Genomic DNA, 18,756 nt, shown 5'->3' with positions numbered 1-18,756 from the left:
TGCGCCAGCAACCACGCCCACCGCTTCCGCCCGACCGGCGCATCGTCCTTCTCGCCGAGCAGCTCGAGCTGATCGCCTCGAGCCGGAGGTGGCTTGTGACAGGCCGCATCCACGGGCGGCTTGGGCACGACGAGGGGCCGGCGCGATGAGTGGCTCGAGAGCACCCCGAAATACCGGAGCATGTGAAAGCGTGAGGCGGCACGGCCGCCACCAACCGCGCAATCAGGTCGTGGGGCTCGAGCACCAGCGCGCGGGTGCCGTCCCGCCACCTTTCTTGAAGATGAGCTCGAGCCTGCCGTCCTGCCGGCGCTCGAGGCGGTCCTGCGCGATCGGAGGGCGCGTGATGTATTTAGCGAGCCGCTCCACTCGTCGCCGATCTCGGCCGTCGATGACCTGCGCCGCATGCAAGTTGATGCCGCGCACCTCCGCGATGGGCGCATCCGTCGCGTCCGCGGCACGCGAGCGCTCGGGCAACTCCGCCGGCACGACCAACCGCAAGAGCGGCTTGCCTGCACGCTCACCGCTCACGCCAATGCCCTGAGCTGCCGCCGCGTAACACGCAGCCAGCCCCGGCTCGTCAAAGCAGAGCTCCGGCAGCTCCTGCTCACCGAGTGCACCGCGGTGTCGGCCATCCGGCGGCCCAAACAGGATGGACAGAACCCGCGCTTCTTGCAACTGAGCGCGACGAGCTCGGAGTACCCGCAGTCACGACACACAAGGTGCAGGCAGCCGTGCTCCAGCTGCCCGCAGCGCAGGTAGGCCTCGAACTCTTTCACCACGAAGCGCGGCAGGCCGCCGTGCTCGTCCGCGCGCTCGAGGAACGCCGGCCAGTGCTCCGCCACTGTCTGGTAGAGCAGCGTGCTCTCCGGTCGATGCCGGACGCGCGAGGGCTCGGGACGGGTGTGTGCGGGGTGGCCCACACGACGGCGCTATGGCCAGCGGCGTGCCACCCCGGAAGGCCGATGTTTCCTCGCAAATGCGCGGACTCCGGGTGGCGAACCGGCGGCCGCCGGCGGCGATCGCCACCCGCCGCGACCCGCCGCGCCCGAGCTCCCTCCGCGATCACCCAAGCCCGCGCCAACAAGTCCGGCGCTCAGGCCCTTCCGCTTCGCTGCGGCCAGGCACCGCCGCGCCTCCGCCTCGTCCTCGATCTTCCGGCCGCTGCGCGAACGCAGCGGAGAGGCTGAAGAACACCGGCAGGCTTCGCTCGAACGGGTAATCCGTCAGCCTGACACCTGGACGCCGGCTCGGCTGAAGCAAGAGCTGCAGAAGGGCGGCGTGCGCCTCACCAGCGACACCGGGGGCGAGATCGTCGGCATACCCATGCCGGGGAAGCCCATGCCGGGCATGCCCATGCCGGGCATGCCCATGCCGGGCATGCCGGGGAAGCCCATGCCGGGCATACCCATGCCGGGCATGCCGCCGCCCTTCATCGCCTTCTTGAGCTGGCGCGCAGCGGCGATGTTCTTCATGCCCGGGATGCGCCCGAGCATGCCCATGTCGCCCATGCCGCCCATGCCGCCCATCATCTGCTTCATGAACAGGAACTTCTGGATCAGCTCGGTCACACCCTGCTCGGGCTGAGCCGAACCCTTGGCGATGCGCTTCACGCGGCCCGGCTCGCGGATCAGCGTGTGGGGGTCCTTGCGCTCCTGCAGCGTCATCGACTGAATCATGGCCTGGATGCGGATCAGCTCCTTGTCGTCCAGGTTCGTGCCGGGCGGGATCATGCCGCCCATGCCCGGGATCTTCTCGACCAGGTCCTTCAGCGATCCCATCTGCTGGATCATCCGCACCTGGTTCAGGAAGTCCTCGAGCGTGAACTCGCCCTGCATCATGCGCAGGGCGTCTTCTTCGGCCTTTTTCTGATCGACGACCCCTTCGAAGTCCTGGATCAGCCCCACCACGTCGCCCATGCCGAGCACGCGGCTCGCCATGCCTTCGGGGCGGAAAGGCTCGAGCTTGTCCAGCGTCTCGCCGACGCCCGAAAAGACGATGGGCGCGCCGGTGACCTCGCGCACGCTGAGCGCGGCGCCACCGCGGGCGTCGCCGTCGAGCTTGGTGAGGACGACTCCGGTGATGCCCAGGCGCTCGTTGAACGACTTCGCGGTCTGCACCGCGTCTTGGCCGATCATGGCGTCGACGACCAGGTAGATGTTCCCCGGCTGGATGGCGCTCTTGATCGCCGCCAGCTCCTGCATCAGCGGCTCGTCGATGGCGAGGCGGCCGGCGGTGTCGTAGATGACCACGTCGCGTCCGAGCTTCTTCGCCTCGGCGTCGGCTTGCGTGCAGATGTCGAGCGGGGTGGCCCCGGCGATGTTGAAGACCGGGATGCCGATCTGATCGCCCAGCACCTTCAGCTGCTCGACGGCGGCGGGGCGCTGCATGTCGGCCGCCACCAGCATCGGCTTCTTGTCTTGCTTCTCGAACCAGCGGGCCAGCTTGGCCGCGGTGGTCGTCTTGCCGGAGCCCTGCAGGCCCACCATCATCACGGCGGTGCGCTGTCCCTTGTCCGACCAGGCGACGGGCTCCGCGTCGCTCTGCATCATCTCGATCAGCTCGTCGTGGCAAACCTTGACGAACTGATCCTCGGCGCTGACACGGATGGTCTCGCCGCCGTGCTTCACCCGGGTCTGCACCGTCTGCCCGACGGCCTTCTGCTCGACGCGCGAGAGGAAGCGCTTGACGACGCCGATCTCGACGTCCGCCTCCAGGAGCGACAGGCGCACCTCGTTGAGTGCGGGCTTGATGTTGTTCTCGTTCAGCTCGGCGAGCCCAGCGAGACGATTCTTGGCTTCTCGAAAGCCTTTGGTGAGCGCTTCGAACACGGTGGAGCGAGCGTCTTAGCACAGCTCCGGCGGCGCCAAGAGAGCAGGGAAAATGCCGCTAATGCCCCGGGTTGCCCCGCGCCGCGCTCGGCAGCCCAGTTGACTGGGCGGGGCCCTTGGCACATAGCTCCGGCGTGCGCCGCTTCGTCGCGTCCGTCGTCCTTCTGACGCTGGTCGCGCTGTCCGCGGTGCCCCTGCGCCTGCCGGCCTGGTTCGACTCGCTGTGGCAGTCGAGCACGCTCTCCGAACAGGCACCGAAGGACTCCGGGGTCTGTGACGCACACCGTGCGGCGCCGCTTCGGGTCGCGCCGCCGCCGCTCCGGGCGGAGCTCGCTTGCCTCCCACCTCCGACTCCGGGCTGGCCGCTCGCGAGGCGGGTCCAGGGCTTCGGGAGCAGCCAGCTCTCACCCAGAGCGTGGCTCATGGACCAGCGCGAATCGATCCGGCGCGTGTGCCGGCGCGTGGCCCCGCCGGACTCGGCGCCGCATCCCTCGAGCGCCTGAGTCGATTCCAAAGCCGCGTTCTGCCCGAGCTCGCTCGGGCACGCACGCTCTCGCGTCGTCGCGCTGCGACGAACGTTCGATGCCGATCCTCATCTCGTTCCCGGAGGCTCGTTCATGAGCACGGAAGACAATTCCGAGCCCAAAGGCTCGAAGCTCGCTGACCTTTTGTGGGTGCTGATCCCAATGAGACTGATCCTCTTGAAACTCGCAGCCCTGTTCGGCTTGACGCCCTGAAGGGCGGCTCGGCGCGGGGCGAACGCGACGAAACACGCTGCTCGCCCCGCCGCCGCGCTCCTGGTATTGGGAAAACGGACGCTCGATGACTCACCGCTTCCCGACTGTGCTGCAACGTCTCGGAGAGCTGCAGGCCAGGCGTCCCTGGCTGTTCATCGCGATCGCCGTGGTGAGCCTCCTGCCTGCGGCTTGGTCCACCCTGGGCTTGGGCTTCAAGTCGGACTTCGCCGAGCTGCTCCCCGACAACAAGCCCAGCGTGATCGAGATGCGTCGGGTCTCGCAGCGCCTGGCCGGCGTTTCGACGCTGTCGATCGTCGCCGAGGTGCCGAAGGCGAACCCCGAGGGCCTGAAGCGTTTCGTGGATCAGCTCGTGCCTCGGCTCACGGCGCTCGGACCCGAGCGGGTGGGCGCGGTGGACTACGGCGTGCAGGACGCCCGGGCTTTCTTCGAGAAGAACAAGCTCTTCTACGCCGCCTACGACGACCTCAAGCAGGCGCACGACGAGGTGGTCGAGCGCTACGACTACGAGATCGCGAAGAAGCAGGGGACGCTCCTCGACGACGACGAGACGGAGGCGCCGCCGCCGCTCACGGCGGACGACATCGAGAAGCGGCTGACCCCCAAGAAGAAGGACGAAAAACCGGTCAAGGACGCGCCGCCTTATCGGGACAACTACTACATGAACGCCGACGGCACCCACGTCGCGGTCATCGTGCGAACGCCCGCCTCGGGCAAGAAGGCGACCACCGAGCTCAAGGCGGCCGTCGCCGCGGCGGTGGCCGACACGAACCCCAGGGCCATCGATGCCACGATGGAGGTTCACTACACCGGCGACCTCATCACCAGCGGCGAGGAATACGACGCCATCGTCAACGACCTGAGCCACGTGGGCGGCTGGGGTGTGGCGGGCGTGCTGGTCAGCGTGCTGCTGTTTTTCCTGCGCATCCGCACGGTGGTGGTGATGGGCGCGACGATTCTCGTGGCCCTGCTGTGGACCTTCGGGCTCACGCGTTTCACCATCGGCTACCTGAACAGCTCCACCGGTTTCCTGGTGAGCATCATCGCGGGCAATGGCATCAACTACGGCATCATGTACATGGCGCGTTACATCGAGGCGCGCCGTGACCAGCACCTGAGCGTGCCCGAGGCGCTCCTGATCGCGCACAAGGACTCCTGGGTGCCCACGCTGTCGGCCGCGGGCACGGCTTGCCTGGCCTACGGCTCTCTCATCGTCACCGACTTCCGCGGCTTCAAGCACTTCGGCATCATCGGTGGCTACGGCATGTTGCTGTGCTGGCTGGCCACGTACCTGTTCCTGCCGGCGCTCCTGGCCGCCAGCGAGGGGATCTCGCCGATGTTCAAGCCGAGCGAGAGCACCCGGCTGACCCGGGCGCGCGGCTATTACGGCGTCGCCTTCGCCAAGCTGGCGCGTTTCGCGCCGCGCACGCTGAGCGCCATCGGCGTGGTCCTGGGCATCGCCTCCGTCGCGCTCTCCGCGATGTACCTGTCGCGCGACCCGATGGAATACGACATGGCCAACGTGCGGAACGAGCGCAAGGACCGCACCGCCGCTGGCGAGACGAGCAAGAAGGTGGACCGCGCCGTCGGTCGCATGGGTCAGGACGGCATGGCGATCATGACGGATCGCCTGGACCAGGTGCCGATGCTCAAGGCCGAGCTCGACAAGCGCCACGCCGCCGCGCCGGAGGGCAAGAAGCCCTTCGAGAAGGTGGTCACCGTCTACTCGCTCTTGCCCGATCGGCAAGACGAGAAGCTCCCGCTCATCGAGACCATCCGCGATCGCGTCGAGCGCGCCCGCAAGCACGGCGTCATCAACGACGCGGACTGGCAGAAGCTCGAGCCGCACATGCCCAAGGGACAGCTCAAAGCCATCGGCATCGCGGACCTGCCGGAGCAAGTGGCGCGGCCGTTCACCGAGAAGAACGGCACTCGGGGCAACATCGTGTACATCGTGCCGCGCTCCGGCGAGAGCGTCTGGGACGCCCATTACCTGATGCGCTGGGCCGACAGCTTCCGCGAGACGAAGCTGCCCACCGGCGAGGTCATCCGGGGCTCGGGGCGTGCCGTGATCTTCGCGGACATGATCAAGACCGTGGGTGAAGACGCGCCCAAGGCCATCGCCGTTTCGGCCCTCGGCTCCATCGCGATCATCCTGGTGGCGTTCGGTATCCAGCGGGCGGCCTGGGGCGTGTTCTTACCCTGGGTGCTGGGCATCACGGGCCTCCTGGCCTTCATGTACCTGAAGAAGATCCAGCTCAACTTCCTGAACTTCGTGACGCTGCCGATCACCATCGGCATTGCCGCGGAATACGCCCACAACCTGATGCAGCGTTACCGCATAGAGGGCCCGGACAAGCTCTACGGCGTGGTCGTCGAGACTGGGGGCGCGGTCGTGCTCTGCTCGCTGACCACCACCATCGGGTACCTGGCCCTGATGCTGTCCATCAACCGCGGCATCGTGAGCTTCGGTCTCGCGGCGTCAGTCGGCGAGATCATCTGCGTGCTGGCCGCGGTGCTGTTCTTGCCGGCGTTCTTGTTCATGTTGCAGCGCGGAGCCAAGCGCCGGGAGGGGTGAGCATGGCGGTAATCTTCGTGGGCGGGGCGATGGGCGGGATGATCCGGCTCGCCTGCCCTCACTGTGGCGAGATCCAGGCGCGGGGCCGCAAGCCCAAGGGCAGCGTGTACGCGTGCCGGAAGTGCCGGAGGCGGTTCACGCGCGAAGAAGGCGAAGCGGCGGCGGCGAAGAAGAAGCGGCGCTGAGGTAGGGAGCGGTGCGCATAGGGCATTTGAACTGCCAAAACCCACCAAGCCGAGAGTACGCGCTCGACGGCTTCGGGTCGAGATCACCTCCCGCACCCCGACCCCCGGCGCCGATTGGGCTCGCCGGGCGCCGATTGGGCTCGCCGGGTCCTCTGCCGAGCTCGATCACCCTCGCCAAGCGCGCGCGACACACACCTCCGCCCCCAGCGAAGTCGCCGGTCGCCTCACCCCTCCCCGAACCCCATCCCCAATTGCTCGGGCACGCGGACGGGGACTCTCGCCGTGGGCGGCGCTCTCGATCCGAGGCCGTCCTCGTGCTCCGCAATCAGCCGCGTGATGGCCGCGCGACTCGTGGCGACCTCCGCCCACCTCATCGGGCCGGAGCAACGCGGGCACGTCTCGACATCGGCCGCGAACACGTGCGCCAGCAACCACGCCCACCGCTTCCGCCCGACCGGCGCATCGTCCTTCTCGCCGAGCAGCTCGAGCTGATCGCCTCGAGCCGGAGGTGGCTTGTGACAGGCCGCATCCACGGGCGGCTTGGGCACGACGAGGGCCCGGCGCGATGAGTGGCTCGAGAGCACCCCGAAATACCGGAGCATGTGAAAGCGTGGAGGCGGCACGGCCGCCACCAACCGCGCAATCAGGTCGTGGGGCTCGAGCACCAGCGCGCGGGTGCCGTCCCGCCACACCTTCTTGAAGATGAGCTCGAGCCTGCCGTCCTGCCGGCGCTCGAGGCGGTCCTGCGCGATCGGAGGGCGCGTGATGTATTTAGCGAGCCGCTCCACTCGTCGCCGATCTCGGCCGTCGATGACCTGCGCCGCATGCAAGTTGATGCCGCGCACCTCCGCGATGGGCGCATCCGTCGCGTCCGCGGCACGCGAGCGCTCGGGCAACTCCGCCGGCACGACCAACCGCAAGAGCGGCTTGCCTGCACGCTCACCGCTCACGCCAATGCCCTGAGCTGCCGCCGCGTAACACGCAGCCAGCCCCGGCTCGTCAAAGCAGAGCTCCGGCAGCTCCTGCTCACCGAGCTCGGGGTCGAGGCTCCGCCCGTGCGCTTTGAGGATGCTCTCGATGCGGGCCGCAGTGCGCGCTGCGACCTGCGCCACGTCCGCGTGCGTGGGCGCGTCGAGCTCCCGGAACTCGAGCGGCGCGCGCGGGTCGCCGTCCGCGTGCACGTACACGCCATCGAGCACGAGTGCGTGGAAGTGCACGTTGAGCCGGAGCGCGCTGTCCGTCCTCTGCACAGCGACCACGGATCCGGTGTGGCAGCTTGCGACACTCGAATGCCGAGCTCGCGCTTCGCGCGCCAGCGCAGCGAGCGGTCCACCTCCGCCATGAACGCGCTCACCACCTCGGAGCAGAGCTTGCGGTCGTACCCGAGCAGCGAGCGTAGACCCCAGGGCAAAGAGCAGATCCAATGACGGATGGGCACGCGCGGCAGCACCGCCTGCTCCAAGTGCACCGCGGTGTCGGCCATCCGGCGGCCCAAACAGGATGGACAGAACCCGCGCTTCTTGCAACTGAGCGCGACGAGCTCGGAGTACCCGCAGTCACGACACACAAGGTGCAGGCAGCCGTGCTCCAGCTGCCCGCAGCGCAGGTAGGCCTCGAACTCTTTCACCACGAAGCGCGGCAGGCCGCCGTGCTCGTCCGCGCGCTCGAGGAACGCCGGCCAGTGCTCCGCCACTGTCTGGTAGAGCAGCGTGCTCTCCGGTCGATGCCGGACGCGCGAGGGCTCGGGACGGGTGTGTGCGGGGTGGCCCACACGACGGCGCTATGGCCAGCGGCGTGCCACCCCGGAAGGCCGATGTTTCCTCGCAAAAATGCGCGGACTCGGGGTGGCGAACCGGCGGCCGCCGGCGGCGATCGCCACCCGCCGCGACCCGCCGCGCCCGAGCTCCCTCCGCGATCACCCAAGCCCGCGCCAACAAGTCCGGCGCTCAGGCCCTTCCGCTTCGCTGCGGCCAGGCACCGCCGCGCCTCCGCCTCGTCCTCGATCTTCCGGCCGCTGCGCGAACGCAGCGGAGAGGCTGAAGAACACCGGCAGGCTTCGCTCGAACGGGTAATCCGTCAGCCTGACACCTGGACGCCGGCTCGGCTGAAGCAAGAGCTGCAGAAGGGCGGCGTGCGCCTCACCAGCGACACCGGGGGCGAGATCGTCGCGCATCTGATCAATCGTGCGCTCGACGCCGGCGCGGCGAGCCTGTTTCTGGCGATGCGTCAGGCGCTCGGGCAAGTGCGCGGCGCCTACGCCCTGGCCGCGATCTGCCGGCGTGAGCCCGGGCGCATCGTGATCGCCAAGAGCGCGTCACCCCTGGTGATCGGTATCGGCGAAGGGGAGACGCTGTGCGGTAGCGACATTCCGGCCTTGCTCGGCAGTACGCGCGAGATGATCTTCCTCGAGGACGGCGAGATGGCCGAGCTCACGGCCGAAGGGCGCCATGGCAACGAAACGGTCCACCAAGGCGTGGCGGTCGGAGGTCGAGGGGATGTTCTTCTGACCGTCGCCGATCAAGGTCCATTCGACCCTGAGCCCATACTTCTGATACGCGAGGTCGGTGAGTCCGGCGATGACCTGGTCGTAGTCCGACCAGTGCCAGTCGATCTCGCGTCCGTCCCAGAAATCGGCGTTCGCGTAGTCGCCGACGACGCCCAGCGCTCGGATGTAATGGAAGCCGTGCTTCGAGAGCCAATCGAGGTTCTGCTCGAGCCGGGCCAAGTCGTTCTTGTAGCCCCAGGCGGCCCACATCAACGTCGCGCCGAGCGCGTTGAAACGCCCCTGATCGTCCGTCAGCGAGCGACCGTCGAGCTTCACCTGACCGGTGCGTTTCCCAACTATGCCTGCGCTGCCTCCCGTCGACGAGCCTCCGCTGCCGGCCCCGCCTCCCGTGCCGCCAGTGCCGCCGCCGCAACCGAAGCAGGCAGCGTACCCCGAGCCATTGCTCTTGCAGATCTGAGCGCCTAGTGCTGCGTCCCAGAAGTAACGATCACCTTTCGACGTGATCATGGAAATACTCGGGCAGATCCGCCCGTTCTCCGCGTGGGCCCCAATCGCCATTGGAACCACACGGAGGCAGACGGATGCGTGGAACAGTATCGCCGTATCGGGTGAGGCTCAAGCCGAAGCAACGCAAGCGCTTGGAAGCGGTTGTTCGAAGGAGAAGTCCGGGGCACTGGATGGTGATGCGCGCCAAGATCGTATTGAACTCGCACCGCGGAATGCGCATCACGATGATCTGCGCCGCTCTTTCGCTGGACCATCAAGTCGTTCGGCGCTGGCTGAAGCGTTTTCTTGAGGATGGTTTCGAAGGCTTGAAGGACCGCGGCCGGTCCGGGCGACCCAATACCATCGACAATTCGGCCTGGTCGAAGTTGGCGACGCTCGTTGTGCAGACTCCCGAGAAGTTCGGCCTGCCGTTCGCGCGCTGGTCGGTGCGGGCGTTGGAGGCGTTCCTGTGGGAGCGCTACGGCTGGCGCGTTGGGCGCTCGTCGATCAGCCGATTTCTCCGATCGATGGCACTCAAACCCCATCGTGTGCGGTATTGGCTCAACCCGACCGATCCTGATTTCGACAAAAAAGCAGCCAGAATTTGCAGGCTGTACCTGTCGCCTCCACGTGACGCGACGGTGCTGAGTCTCGACGAGAAGCCGGGCATCCAAGCGTTGCGACGGACCCATCCAACGAGACCGATGGATTTCGGACGCGCGACTCGAATCGAGTACGAATACGAGCGCAAGGGAACGCGCAACGTCTTCGCCGCTTTCAACATCAAGACGGGCCGGGTGTTGGTTTGGGTCACGGCTGACAGGGCGACACCAAACGTTCTCTCCTTTCTCGATCAAATTCTGCGCTTCTGCCCGCGGGGTCGGCTCATCATCATCACCGACAACATCAGCACTCGCACGGGCGAGGTGGCTAAAGCGTGGTTGGCGACTCACCCGCGCGTCCGGTTCGTGTTCACGCCGAAGCACGGCAGCTGGCTCAACCAGGTCGAGATCTGGTTCGGGATTCTGACCAGCAAGGCACTGCGAGCGAAGTCGTTCGACAGTGTCGCGGCGCTCGCGAACGCGATCTATCGCTTCGCGAAACACTGGAACAGCGCGCTGGCTCACCCGTTCGAGTGGACCTACACCGGGAAAGCTCTCCACGCTTGACCGATAGGATTCGATGGATTGCGACTTTTGGGACGCAGCACTAGCCCGCCGCCCGCGCAATCGCAGCTCCGCTGTTGACCGGCGATGCACGCCCCGGTGGCCTTCGCCGTTCCGGCGTCGTCGCCGCACGCGAGTGCAAGAACGGCGAGCACCAAGGACACCTGCCGCAGAGCCACGGCGCGCAGTCTAGCGCGTCGCCGCTCTTGACGCTGGCCCCGGCTGTGGTCCGCTTGGCGCATGACCGAACATCCCGCGGCCGAGCCGCATGGCCCGATCCAGGAATTTTCGGACGGAGTCTTCTGGGTCCGCGGCTCCGTACGCATGGGCCCCGGCGTGCGCATCCCCCGCAACATGGTCATCGTCCGAGCGGGCGACCAGCTCACGCTGATCTCGGCGGTTCGTTTGTCGGCGGCCGGTGAGGCGGAGCTCGAGCGCCTGGGGAAGGTCCGTCACGTGGTGAAGCTGGGTGCCTTCCACGGCATGGATGACGCCTACTCGGTGGAGCGCTTCCGGGCTTCCTACTTCGCCCTGCCGGGCGGCACGCGTCGTTCGGAGCCGAAGCCGGATCGAGAGCTGTCGCCGATGTCCTTGCCCTTCGAAGACGCCGAGCTGTTCGCGTTCGAGAAGACCGTCAAAAAGGAAGGGGCGCTCCTGGTGAAGCGCGACGGCGGCATCTTGGTCACCTGCGACGCGGTCCAGCACTGGCCCGACACGAGCGGCTGCAGCCCGGTGGCCAAGCTCGTGACCTACTTCTTGGGCTTCACCAAACGGCGGGCTCAGATCGGCCCCCCGTGGCGGAAGGGGATGACGCCTCCTGGCGGAAGCTTGCGCGACGACTTCGAGCGACTGGCCGCGCTCCCGTTCCGGCACCTGATTGGTGCTCATGGTGCACCTCTGCGCGACACGGCGAAGAGTGACCTGGCTGAGACGGTGAGCGCGACGTTCGCCTAGCCAGTGGTCTTGCGAAAGGTCAGCAGCTGCTGCAGGTCCCGCCGAAGCCGTAGTTACCGCAGGCCGCGGCGCCCTTGCACACGTTCGCGCCACAGCAAGAACAACAGTTGCCGAGCGTGCAATTCGCATCCCCGCTGGCGCCACACTTCTTGTCGTTGCCACACTTGACGTCGGGCAAGCAGCCTCCGCCACAGTCGACATCCGACTCCCCGTTGTCTTGGACCCCGTTTCCGCACGCGCACACACCTGTGCTCGAGCACACCTTGTTGCCCGTGCAAGCGTTGTCGGTGCCCTTCTTCGTGCAGCCCACCCCACTCGGGGTGTTGCACTGACTGCACTTCGAGTCGCAATCCATGTTGCAGCAAACCCCGGCCGAGCAGATGCCGCTCTTGCACTCCGGGCCGAACTTGCACGTCAGTCCATTGGCAAGACCACCAGCGCCACCGCTGCCACCCGTGGCGACGCCACCCGTGCCGCCACCCCCAGAGCCGCCTCCGCTGACCGTGCCTCCGCTCCCACCACCGGGTGAGCCCCCTCCCCCCGGCGCTCCGCCACCACCAGTGGCGCCGCCCAACTGAGTCCCGCCCCCACCGGAGACGCCGCCTCCGCTCGGCGCCCCGCCAGAGCCTCCGCCGCTGGTGCCGCCGCCGCCAGAGGTCGCGCCTCCTGTCGACGCGCCGCCTGTCGACGCGCCGCCTGTCGACGCGCCTCCTGTCGACGCGCCTCCCGTCGAGGACCCTCCCGTCGACGAGCCGCCTCCACCTTCATTCGTCGTACTGCTGCTGCACGCAACGAACAATCCCACGACCACCAACGCCAACGTCCCGCGAAGCATTCGCGAATGCTACGCCGCGGCGCCCGAGTCGTCGAGCGTCTAGTCTACCGGCACCATCTCGCCCCAACCCCGCAGGTCGGGGTACTCGCGCCACGGCCCTTCGCAGCGCGCCCGCGCGGTGCAACTCTCACAGGGGGGTCCGTGCCTCTTGCCCTCCTGCACGCGCCACTCGGAGTAGTCGCGGCGGCCGGCCAAATCGCTGACCGTCGTGAGCGGGATGGTCGCTTCGGCCGCCAGCTCCTCCATGCCGCGCAGGAAGCACAGCGGGATCGCCTCCGTCCGCAGCGTCGCGCCGCACTTCTGCGCAAGTCTGCGGGCGCGCTTCAACGGCTCGACGACCGCAGACAGCAGCGGAACCACCTCGTCGAAGCGCTCGAGCGCCGTACCCACGGGATGCACGAAGGCGAGCTGCATCTTCCTCACGCCCAGGGATGCGAGCAGCGCGACCATCTCGCACAGCGTGCCGACGTTGTGGCGCGTGATCACGCTGTTGGTCATGACGGGAAGCCCCGCATCGAGCGCATGGGTAATTCCCGCGCAGGTCTCTTCGAAGCTACCGGGAGCGCGGGTCAGCTCGTCGTGGACCGCGGCGCTCGCGCCGTGTAGCGACGGGGCGATCTCCGTCACCCCCGCGTCGATCAGCGCATCGAGCACCCGGGTATAGGCGAGCATCCGGCCGTTGGTCTGGAGCTGAACGCTGGCAAAGCCGAGCTGCCGGGCCGCCTTCACCAGGGGAACGAGCTTCTTGTAGAGCGTCGGCTCGCCCCCGGTCAGCACGACCCCCGTGGCCTCGGGTCGCGCCGCCCGGAGCTCCGCCAGGAGCAGCTCCGCCGGCCTCGCCGCGCACTCCGTCCGCTTCTCGCCCTGGGCACAGAATAGACAACGGTTGTTGCAGGCGAAGCCGAGCTTCAGGTCCAGGCGTCGCTGGCTGGCTATCACGCACGGAGGTTAGCACGCTACGCTTCAGTCAATGCAGCTCCTCAAGCTGGGCGTGCGACCGAAGCGACCGGGCAAGCTGGTGCCCGTGCGACATCGCAAGATCGGTGACGCCGTCTTGCTTGCAACGCCGTTCGGTGACTGGGTGTTCGTGAGCGAGGCCGAGCGAGACCAGCTCTTTCGAGGCGAGCTCCAGGAAGGCTCCGAGCTGGAAGCGCGCCTGCGCGCGAAGAACTTCCTGGCCGACGACCTGGACACCGCGGCGCTCGCCGAGCGCATGAAGAGGAAGAAGTCGTTCCTGCGCTACGGTCCGAACCTGCACGTATTGGTGGTCACGCTGCGCTGCAACGAGACCTGCGTCTACTGCCACGCCAGCCGTGCACCGATGGACCGCGTGGACACCGACATGTCGCGCGAGACGGCTGAGAAGTGCATCGACCTGGCGCTCCGCTCGACCGCGCCCCGCATCACCCTCGAGTTCCAGGGGGGCGAGCCCCTGGCCAACTTCCCCATCGTGCAGCACGCCATCGAGTGCGCCCTGCAGAAGAACCGCGCCTACGGCAAGGAGCTCGAGTTCACCATGGTCTCGAACCTCTCGCTCATGACCGACGAGCGGCTCGACTATCTGGTCAAGCACAAGGTACAGATCTGCACCAGCATCGACGGCCCGCCCACGCTCCACGACAAGCAGCGTGTCCTGGCCGGCGGCAGCGCCTTCCTGCAAGCGTCGCACTGGATCCGCGCCATCAACCAGCGCTACGCCGACATGGGGCTCGATCCGACGCTCTACCACGTGGAGGCGCTGATCACGGTGACCCGCGCCGCCCTGGACTATCCCCGCGAGGTCGTGGACACGTACCTCGAGCTGGGTTGCCGCGCGCTGTTCCTGCGCCCGCTCGACCCGTTCGGCTTCGCCAGCGACACCGCCCACAAGATCGAATACGCGCGGCGGAGCTACCTCGACTTCTATCGCGAGGCGGTGGACTACATGATCGAGAAGAACGCGGGGGGCGCCGAGATCCTGGAGCGCTACGCGGCGATCTTCCTGACCAAGATCCTGACCGGGGACGACCCCAACTTCCTCGACATCCGCTCGCCCTGCGGGGCCGGCATCGGCCAGCTCGCGTACAACTACGATGGCAGCGTCTTCACCTGCGACGAAGGGCGCATGCTCCACGAGATGGGCGACGACCTCTTCCTGCTCGGGCACGTCGGCGAGTCTAAATACCGCGAGCTGATGACCCACGATACGGTGCGCGCGATCATGGCCGCGTCGAATCTCGACACGCAGCCCGACTGCGTGAGCTGCACCTACGCGGCGTACTGCGGCATCTGTCCCGTGCACAACTACGAGACCCAAGGGTCCTTGCAGCGCATAGGGCATTTGAACTGCCAAAACCCACCAAGCCGAGAGTACGCGCTCGACGGCTTCGGGTCGAGATCACCTCCCGCACCCCGACCCCCGGCGCCGATTGGGCTCGCCGCGTCCGCCCGCGAACTCGATCACCCTCGCCAAGCCCACGCGACACACACCTCCGCCCCCAGCGAAGTCGCCGGTCGCCTCACCCCTCCCCGAACCCCATCCCCAATTGCTCGGGCACGCGGACGGGGACTCTCGCCGTGGGCGGCGCTCGATCCGAGGCCGTCCTCGTGCTCCGCAATCAGCCGCGTGATGGCCGCGCGGCTCGTGGCGACCTCCGCCCACCTCATCGGGCCGGAGCAACGCGGGCACGTCTCGACATCGGCCGCGAACACGTGCGCCAGCAACCACGCCCACCGCTTCCGCCCGACCGGCGCATCGTCCTTCTCGCCGAGCAGCTCGAGCTGATCGCCTCGAGCCGGAGGTGGCTTGTGACAGGCCGCATCCACGGGCGGCTTGGGCACGACGAGGGCCCGGCGCGATGAGTGGCTCGAGAGCACCCCGAAATACCGGAGCATGTGAAAGCGTGGAGGCGGCACGGCCGCCACCAACCGCGCAATCAGGTCGTGGGCTCGAGCACCAGCGCGCGGGTGCCGTCCCGCCACACCTTCTTGAAGATGAGCTCGAGCCTGCCGTCCTGCCGGCGCTCGAGGCGGTCCTGCGCGATCGGAGGGCGCGTGATGTATTTAGCGAGCCGCTCCACTCGTCGCCGATCTCGGCCGTCGATGACCTGCGCCGCATGCAAGTTGATGCCGCGCACCTCCGCGATGGGCGCATCCGTCGCGTCCGCGGCACGCGAGCGCTCGGGCAACTCCGCCGGCACGACCAACCGCAAGAGCGGCTTGCCTGCACGCTCACCGCTCACGCCAATGCCCTGAGCTGCCGCCGCGTAACACGCAGCCAGCCCCGGCTCGTCAAAGCAGAGCTCCGGCAGCTCCTGCTCACCGAGTGCACCGCGGTGTCGGCCATCCGGCGGCCCAAACAGGATGGACTGCGCGGGCTCGGGGTGGCGAACCGGCGGCCGCCGGCGGCGATCGCCACCCGCCGCGACCCGCCGCGCCCGAGCTCCCTCCGCGATCACCCAAGCCCGCGCCAAGAAGTCCGAGACAATGTGTACCTTCAGGGCGCGACATCGCCACGAACTTCCTCGTCGCGAGATCGCCGCGAGCTCGGAGCCACGCGTCTCACCCACGCGCGCGGCGCGCGCCGACGGAGCCACGCGTCAGTGCCTTGGCACAACGTCACCCCGGCGCGCGCTGCCGCGTAAGGGGGAGACCGCGGCGCGAAGCGCCGCGAGTGGGGGCAACCTACTACCCACCGCGACGCTGGAACGCCGGCGTGTCCCAATCGGCATCCGCGTCCGCGTCGATCGATGACGGGAACGTGATGCGGGAGCGCACCTCCGGCATCGAGCCCTGGCTCGGCGCGCCGGCTTGCAGGCTCGCCGCGAGGGACGCGGGACGGCGGGTGCTCATGGCCGGGACCATGTCGCGATCCATGCCGGGACGCGACGTCGAGAGCGACGAGCGAGAAGGCGGCATCGTGCCGAAACCCTCGCGCAGAGCATCGCGCACCGAGTCACGACGGCTGCCCGCGGAGGCCGCGACGCGCGCCGGTTGCACGATCTCGACCGGAATTTCCGCCTCGGCGCGGTCGAAGCCGGTGGCGATGACCGTCACCTTGATGGCCTCGCCCATGCTCTCGTCGATGCTGGCACCGAAGATGATGTTCGCGTCCTCGTGGGCCTGCTCCTGGATCAAGCTGGCGGCCTCCTGGATCTCGCGCATCTTCATGTCGGAGCCGCCGACGATGTTGATCAGCACGCCCGTGGCGCCTTCGACGCTGATGTTGTCGAGCAGCGGCGACGTGATGGCGTGCTCCGCGGCGAGCCGTGCACGGCCCTCGCCCTTGGCGCAGCCGGTTCCCATGAGCGCACGACCCATGTTGTTCATGACCGTGCGCACGTCGGCGAAGTCCACGTTCACGATGCCGTCTTGCGTGATCAGATCGCTGATGCCCTTCACGGCCTGGTAGAGCACCTCGTCCGCCTTGCGGAAGGCGTCCACGAAGGTGAGCTCCTCGTCGGCGAGGGTCATCAGCTTCTCGTTCGGGATCGTGATCAGGGTGTCCACGTGATCGTTGAGCGCCGCGATGCCGGTCTCGGCCTGGCGCGCGCGCTTGCGACCCTCGAAGATGAAGGGTTTGGTCACGACGCCGACCGTCAGGGCGCCGAGCTCCCGGGCGATCTGCGCGATGATCGGCGCGGCTCCGGTGCCGGTGCCACCGCCCATGCCGGCGGTGATGAACACCATGTCGGCGCCCTCGAGCACCTCCTTGAGGCGGTTGACGTCCTCGAGCGCCGCCTTGCGACCGCGCTCCGGATCCGCGCCCGCGCCGAGACCTCGGGTGAGGTTGGTGCCGATGGGGATCTTCTGCGCCGCCGCGTTCGAACCCAGGGCCTGGGCGTCGGTGTTCACGGTGATGAACTCCACGCCCTCCAGGCCGAAGTGGATCATCGTGTTGACTGCGTTGCCGCCCGAACCTCCCACGCCGATCACTTTGATACGGGCCTGGTATGCTTGGGTCTCGTCGGCAAACTCGATCGAGAACGTCATTTTCGTGTTCCTCCCGGTGCGACCTTCGCCGCTTACCCTTTCGACTCGAAGCTCCGGGGCCTGCCTTCCCCTTCCGCTGGAGCTCTTTGTCGCTGTCGCCTTCTATCCGTTTCGCTGTTTGAGAAATCCTGGATACCGCTCAGAACGCCGCCCTGATCCAGCTCCAGAAGCCGTGCTTTTGTTTGTCGCTGGGCTCCATCGCCCCGACCTGTTGCTCCACCGGCGACTGCCCGCCGCGCGAGTAGGCCTCGGCCAGCTGCTGCGAGCCGTAGCGAACCAGGCCGACGCCGGTCGCGTACTGCGGACCCTGCACCAGCTGCACGATGCCGCGCACGCCCACCGGGAAACCGAGGCGCACCGGCATGCCAAGGATCTCCTCGGCGCACTCGACCATGCCCTCCATCAGGGCCGCGCCGCCGGTCAGCACACAGCCGCTCGACACCTGCTCGAGCAGGCCGGTCTCTTCGATGCGCCGGCGAGCCTCGCTGAAGATCTCCTCGACGCGGGGCTCGATGATGTCGCTGAGCAACCGGCGAGCCGCACGCCGCGGGCCGTGGCCACCGACACCCGGGACCTCGATCTCCTCGTCGTCGTTCACCATGCGACCGAGGGCGCAGCCGTAGTTGCGCTTGAGGCGCTCGGCCTCGGCCATCGGCGTCCGCAGCCCCGCGGCCACGTCGCTCGTGATGTTGTTGCCGCCGGCCGGGATGACCGAAACATGGGCCACGCCGCCATCGGCGAACAGGATGAGGTCGGTCGTGCCGCCACCGATGTCGATGACCGCGACGCCGATCTCCTTCTCGTCCTCGGACAGCACCGCGTCAGCGCTGGCCAGGGGCTCGAGCACCACGTCGGCGACCTGCAGGTTGCAGCGCTCGACGCAGCGGATGACGTTCTGGACGCAGCTCGTGGCCGCCGTCACCAGGTTGCAGCGGACCTGCAGGCGCACGCCGCTCATGCCGATGGGGTCGCGGATGCCGTCCTGGTTGTCGACCACGTACTCGCGCGGGAGGGCGTGGAGGATCATGCGGTCGGCGTCCACCGGAATGGCCCGGGCTCCCTCGAGCACACGCTCCAGATCCGAGCGGGTCACCTCGCGGCCGCTGATGGCGCACACACCATCGGACATGTGGCTGCGGATGTGGGAGCCGGCGATCCCGGCGTAGACGGTGCGGATCTCGACCCCCGCCATGGTCTGAGCGGCGTCGATGGCCTCCTTGATGGAGCGCACGGTCCACTCGATGTTGCTGACCACACCCTTGCGCAGGCCCCGGCACGGCACGTTGCCAACGCCCAGGATGGTGATCCCGTCGGCGTCGACCTCTCCGACGACGGCGCTGACCTTGGTCGAACCAAGATCGAGCCCGACCACGATCTCGGGGCTGGACAGGGCGGCGTAGCTCATCGTTTGGCGACTCCTCGTGCCCCCGACTGCGCGCTGGAAAGCTCGGTCGGAGCAGGGGCGACGCTGCCAGAGAGGTTCGCTTCGGGC

General features: G+C 67.8%; 16 protein-coding genes. 6 read left to right on the top strand and 10 right to left on the bottom strand.

Features of this window, described 5'->3' with window-relative positions:
- Positions 1-222: 222 nt before the first annotated feature.
- The 3 genes from IPI67_23080 to ffh all read right to left on the bottom strand — a co-directional run bounded on the left by IPI67_23080 (position 223) and on the right by ffh (position 2,828).
- Positions 223-528, bottom strand: a complete 306-nt coding sequence (locus tag IPI67_23080) for a transposase (GenBank protein ID MBK7583068.1) — start codon at positions 526-528, stop codon at positions 223-225.
- On the bottom strand, positions 525-920 hold the full coding sequence (locus IPI67_23075) for a transposase zinc-binding domain-containing protein (protein MBK7583067.1): 396 nt from the start codon (positions 918-920) through the stop codon (positions 525-527). Before IPI67_23075 ends, IPI67_23080 begins: the two co-directional genes overlap by 4 nt.
- A 303-nt stretch (positions 921-1,223) precedes the next feature.
- Positions 1,224-2,828, bottom strand: a complete 1,605-nt coding sequence (gene ffh / locus IPI67_23070) for a signal recognition particle protein (GenBank protein ID MBK7583066.1) — start codon at positions 2,826-2,828, stop codon at positions 1,224-1,226.
- A 134-nt stretch (positions 2,829-2,962) separates the two neighbouring features.
- Here ffh and IPI67_23065 point away from each other — a divergent pair, with 134 nt between their 5' ends.
- The 3 genes from IPI67_23065 to IPI67_23055 all read left to right on the top strand — a co-directional run bounded on the left by IPI67_23065 (position 2,963) and on the right by IPI67_23055 (position 6,346).
- A complete protein-coding gene (locus tag IPI67_23065) occupies positions 2,963-3,331 on the top strand; it encodes a hypothetical protein (GenBank protein ID MBK7583065.1) in 369 nt (122 codons plus the stop codon).
- Between the two features lie 319 nt (positions 3,332-3,650).
- Entirely contained in the window at positions 3,651-6,161 is a 2,511-nt protein-coding gene (locus tag IPI67_23060; GenBank protein MBK7583064.1) for an MMPL family transporter, read from the top strand.
- Positions 6,162-6,163: 2 nt separating this feature from the next.
- Positions 6,164-6,346: a hypothetical protein gene (locus IPI67_23055; GenBank protein ID MBK7583063.1), complete on the top strand. Its 183-nt coding sequence runs from the start codon at positions 6,164-6,166 to the stop codon at positions 6,344-6,346.
- A 224-nt stretch (positions 6,347-6,570) separates the two neighbouring features.
- On the opposite strand, the gene IPI67_23050 is transcribed toward IPI67_23055, so the two are convergent.
- Positions 6,571-7,596 carry a transposase gene (locus IPI67_23050; protein ID MBK7583062.1) on the bottom strand — a complete coding sequence of 342 codons (1,026 nt, stop codon included), beginning with the start codon at positions 7,594-7,596 and terminating at the stop codon, positions 6,571-6,573.
- A gap of 1,064 nt (positions 7,597-8,660) precedes the next feature.
- On the bottom strand, positions 8,661-9,359 hold the full coding sequence (locus tag IPI67_23045) for a hypothetical protein (GenBank protein ID MBK7583061.1): 699 nt from the start codon (positions 9,357-9,359) through the stop codon (positions 8,661-8,663).
- A 74-nt stretch (positions 9,360-9,433) separates the two neighbouring features.
- On the opposite strand from IPI67_23045, the gene IPI67_23040 reads away from it, so the two are divergent.
- Entirely contained in the window at positions 9,434-10,507 is a 1,074-nt protein-coding gene (locus tag IPI67_23040; GenBank protein MBK7583060.1) for an IS630 family transposase, read from the top strand.
- A 237-nt stretch (positions 10,508-10,744) separates the two neighbouring features.
- Complete coding sequence (locus IPI67_23035) at positions 10,745-11,458, top strand: hypothetical protein (protein ID MBK7583059.1); 714 nt, start codon at positions 10,745-10,747, stop codon at positions 11,456-11,458.
- Positions 11,459-11,477: 19 nt separating this feature from the next.
- Here IPI67_23035 and IPI67_23030 read toward each other — a convergent pair whose 3' ends face one another.
- Together IPI67_23030 and IPI67_23025 are read right to left on the bottom strand one after the other, a co-directional pair.
- Entirely contained in the window at positions 11,478-12,293 is an 816-nt protein-coding gene (locus IPI67_23030; protein ID MBK7583058.1) for a hypothetical protein, read from the bottom strand.
- A 39-nt stretch (positions 12,294-12,332) separates the two neighbouring features.
- Complete coding sequence (locus IPI67_23025; GenBank protein ID MBK7583057.1) at positions 12,333-13,232, bottom strand: radical SAM protein; 900 nt, start codon at positions 13,230-13,232, stop codon at positions 12,333-12,335.
- A gap of 31 nt (positions 13,233-13,263) precedes the next feature.
- Between IPI67_23025 and hxsB the strand changes: the two genes are divergently transcribed.
- On the top strand, positions 13,264-15,057 hold the full coding sequence (hxsB, locus tag IPI67_23020) for a His-Xaa-Ser system radical SAM maturase HxsB (protein ID MBK7583056.1): 1,794 nt from the start codon (positions 13,264-13,266) through the stop codon (positions 15,055-15,057).
- Positions 15,058-15,208: 151 nt separating this feature from the next.
- On the opposite strand, the gene IPI67_23015 is transcribed toward hxsB, so the two are convergent.
- The 3 genes from IPI67_23015 to ftsA all read right to left on the bottom strand — a co-directional run bounded on the left by IPI67_23015 (position 15,209) and on the right by ftsA (position 18,669).
- The gene (locus IPI67_23015; protein ID MBK7583055.1) at positions 15,209-15,868 is read right to left on the bottom strand and encodes a transposase; all 660 of its coding nucleotides are present in this window, start codon (positions 15,866-15,868) and stop codon (positions 15,209-15,211) included.
- A gap of 91 nt (positions 15,869-15,959) precedes the next feature.
- On the bottom strand, positions 15,960-17,264 hold the full coding sequence (ftsZ, locus tag IPI67_23010; GenBank protein MBK7583054.1) for a cell division protein FtsZ: 1,305 nt from the start codon (positions 17,262-17,264) through the stop codon (positions 15,960-15,962).
- A gap of 139 nt (positions 17,265-17,403) precedes the next feature.
- The gene (ftsA, locus tag IPI67_23005; GenBank protein MBK7583053.1) at positions 17,404-18,669 is read right to left on the bottom strand and encodes a cell division protein FtsA; all 1,266 of its coding nucleotides are present in this window, start codon (positions 18,667-18,669) and stop codon (positions 17,404-17,406) included.
- Positions 18,670-18,756 lie beyond the last annotated feature (87 nt).

The organism is Myxococcales bacterium (assembly GCA_016706225.1).
In the GTDB taxonomy this organism is placed as follows: Bacteria; Myxococcota_A; Polyangia; order Polyangiales; family Polyangiaceae; genus JADJKB01.
This window is presented reverse-complemented; position numbering and strand designations above follow the sequence as displayed.

Bases quoted from the DNA above. Each gene is read 5' to 3' on its own strand.
- IPI67_23060 (MBK7583064.1), top strand. From the start codon at position 3,651: ATGACTCACCGCTTCCCGACTGTGCTGCAACGTCTCGGAGAGCTGCAG.
- IPI67_23055 (MBK7583063.1), top strand. From the start codon at position 6,164: ATGGCGGTAATCTTCGTGGGCGGGGCGATGGGCGGGATGATCCGGCTC.
- IPI67_23045 (MBK7583061.1), bottom strand. From the start codon at position 9,359: ATGATCACGTCGAAAGGTGATCGTTACTTCTGGGACGCAGCACTAGGC.
- IPI67_23040 (MBK7583060.1), top strand. From the start codon at position 9,434: ATGCGTGGAACAGTATCGCCGTATCGGGTGAGGCTCAAGCCGAAGCAA.
- IPI67_23035 (MBK7583059.1), top strand. From the start codon at position 10,745: ATGACCGAACATCCCGCGGCCGAGCCGCATGGCCCGATCCAGGAATTT.
- IPI67_23030 (MBK7583058.1), bottom strand. From the start codon at position 12,293: ATGCTTCGCGGGACGTTGGCGTTGGTGGTCGTGGGATTGTTCGTTGCG.
- hxsB (MBK7583056.1), top strand. From the start codon at position 13,264: ATGCAGCTCCTCAAGCTGGGCGTGCGACCGAAGCGACCGGGCAAGCTG.
- ftsZ (MBK7583054.1), bottom strand. From the start codon at position 17,264: ATGACGTTCTCGATCGAGTTTGCCGACGAGACCCAAGCATACCAGGCC.
- ftsA (MBK7583053.1), bottom strand. From the start codon at position 18,669: ATGAGCTACGCCGCCCTGTCCAGCCCCGAGATCGTGGTCGGGCTCGAT.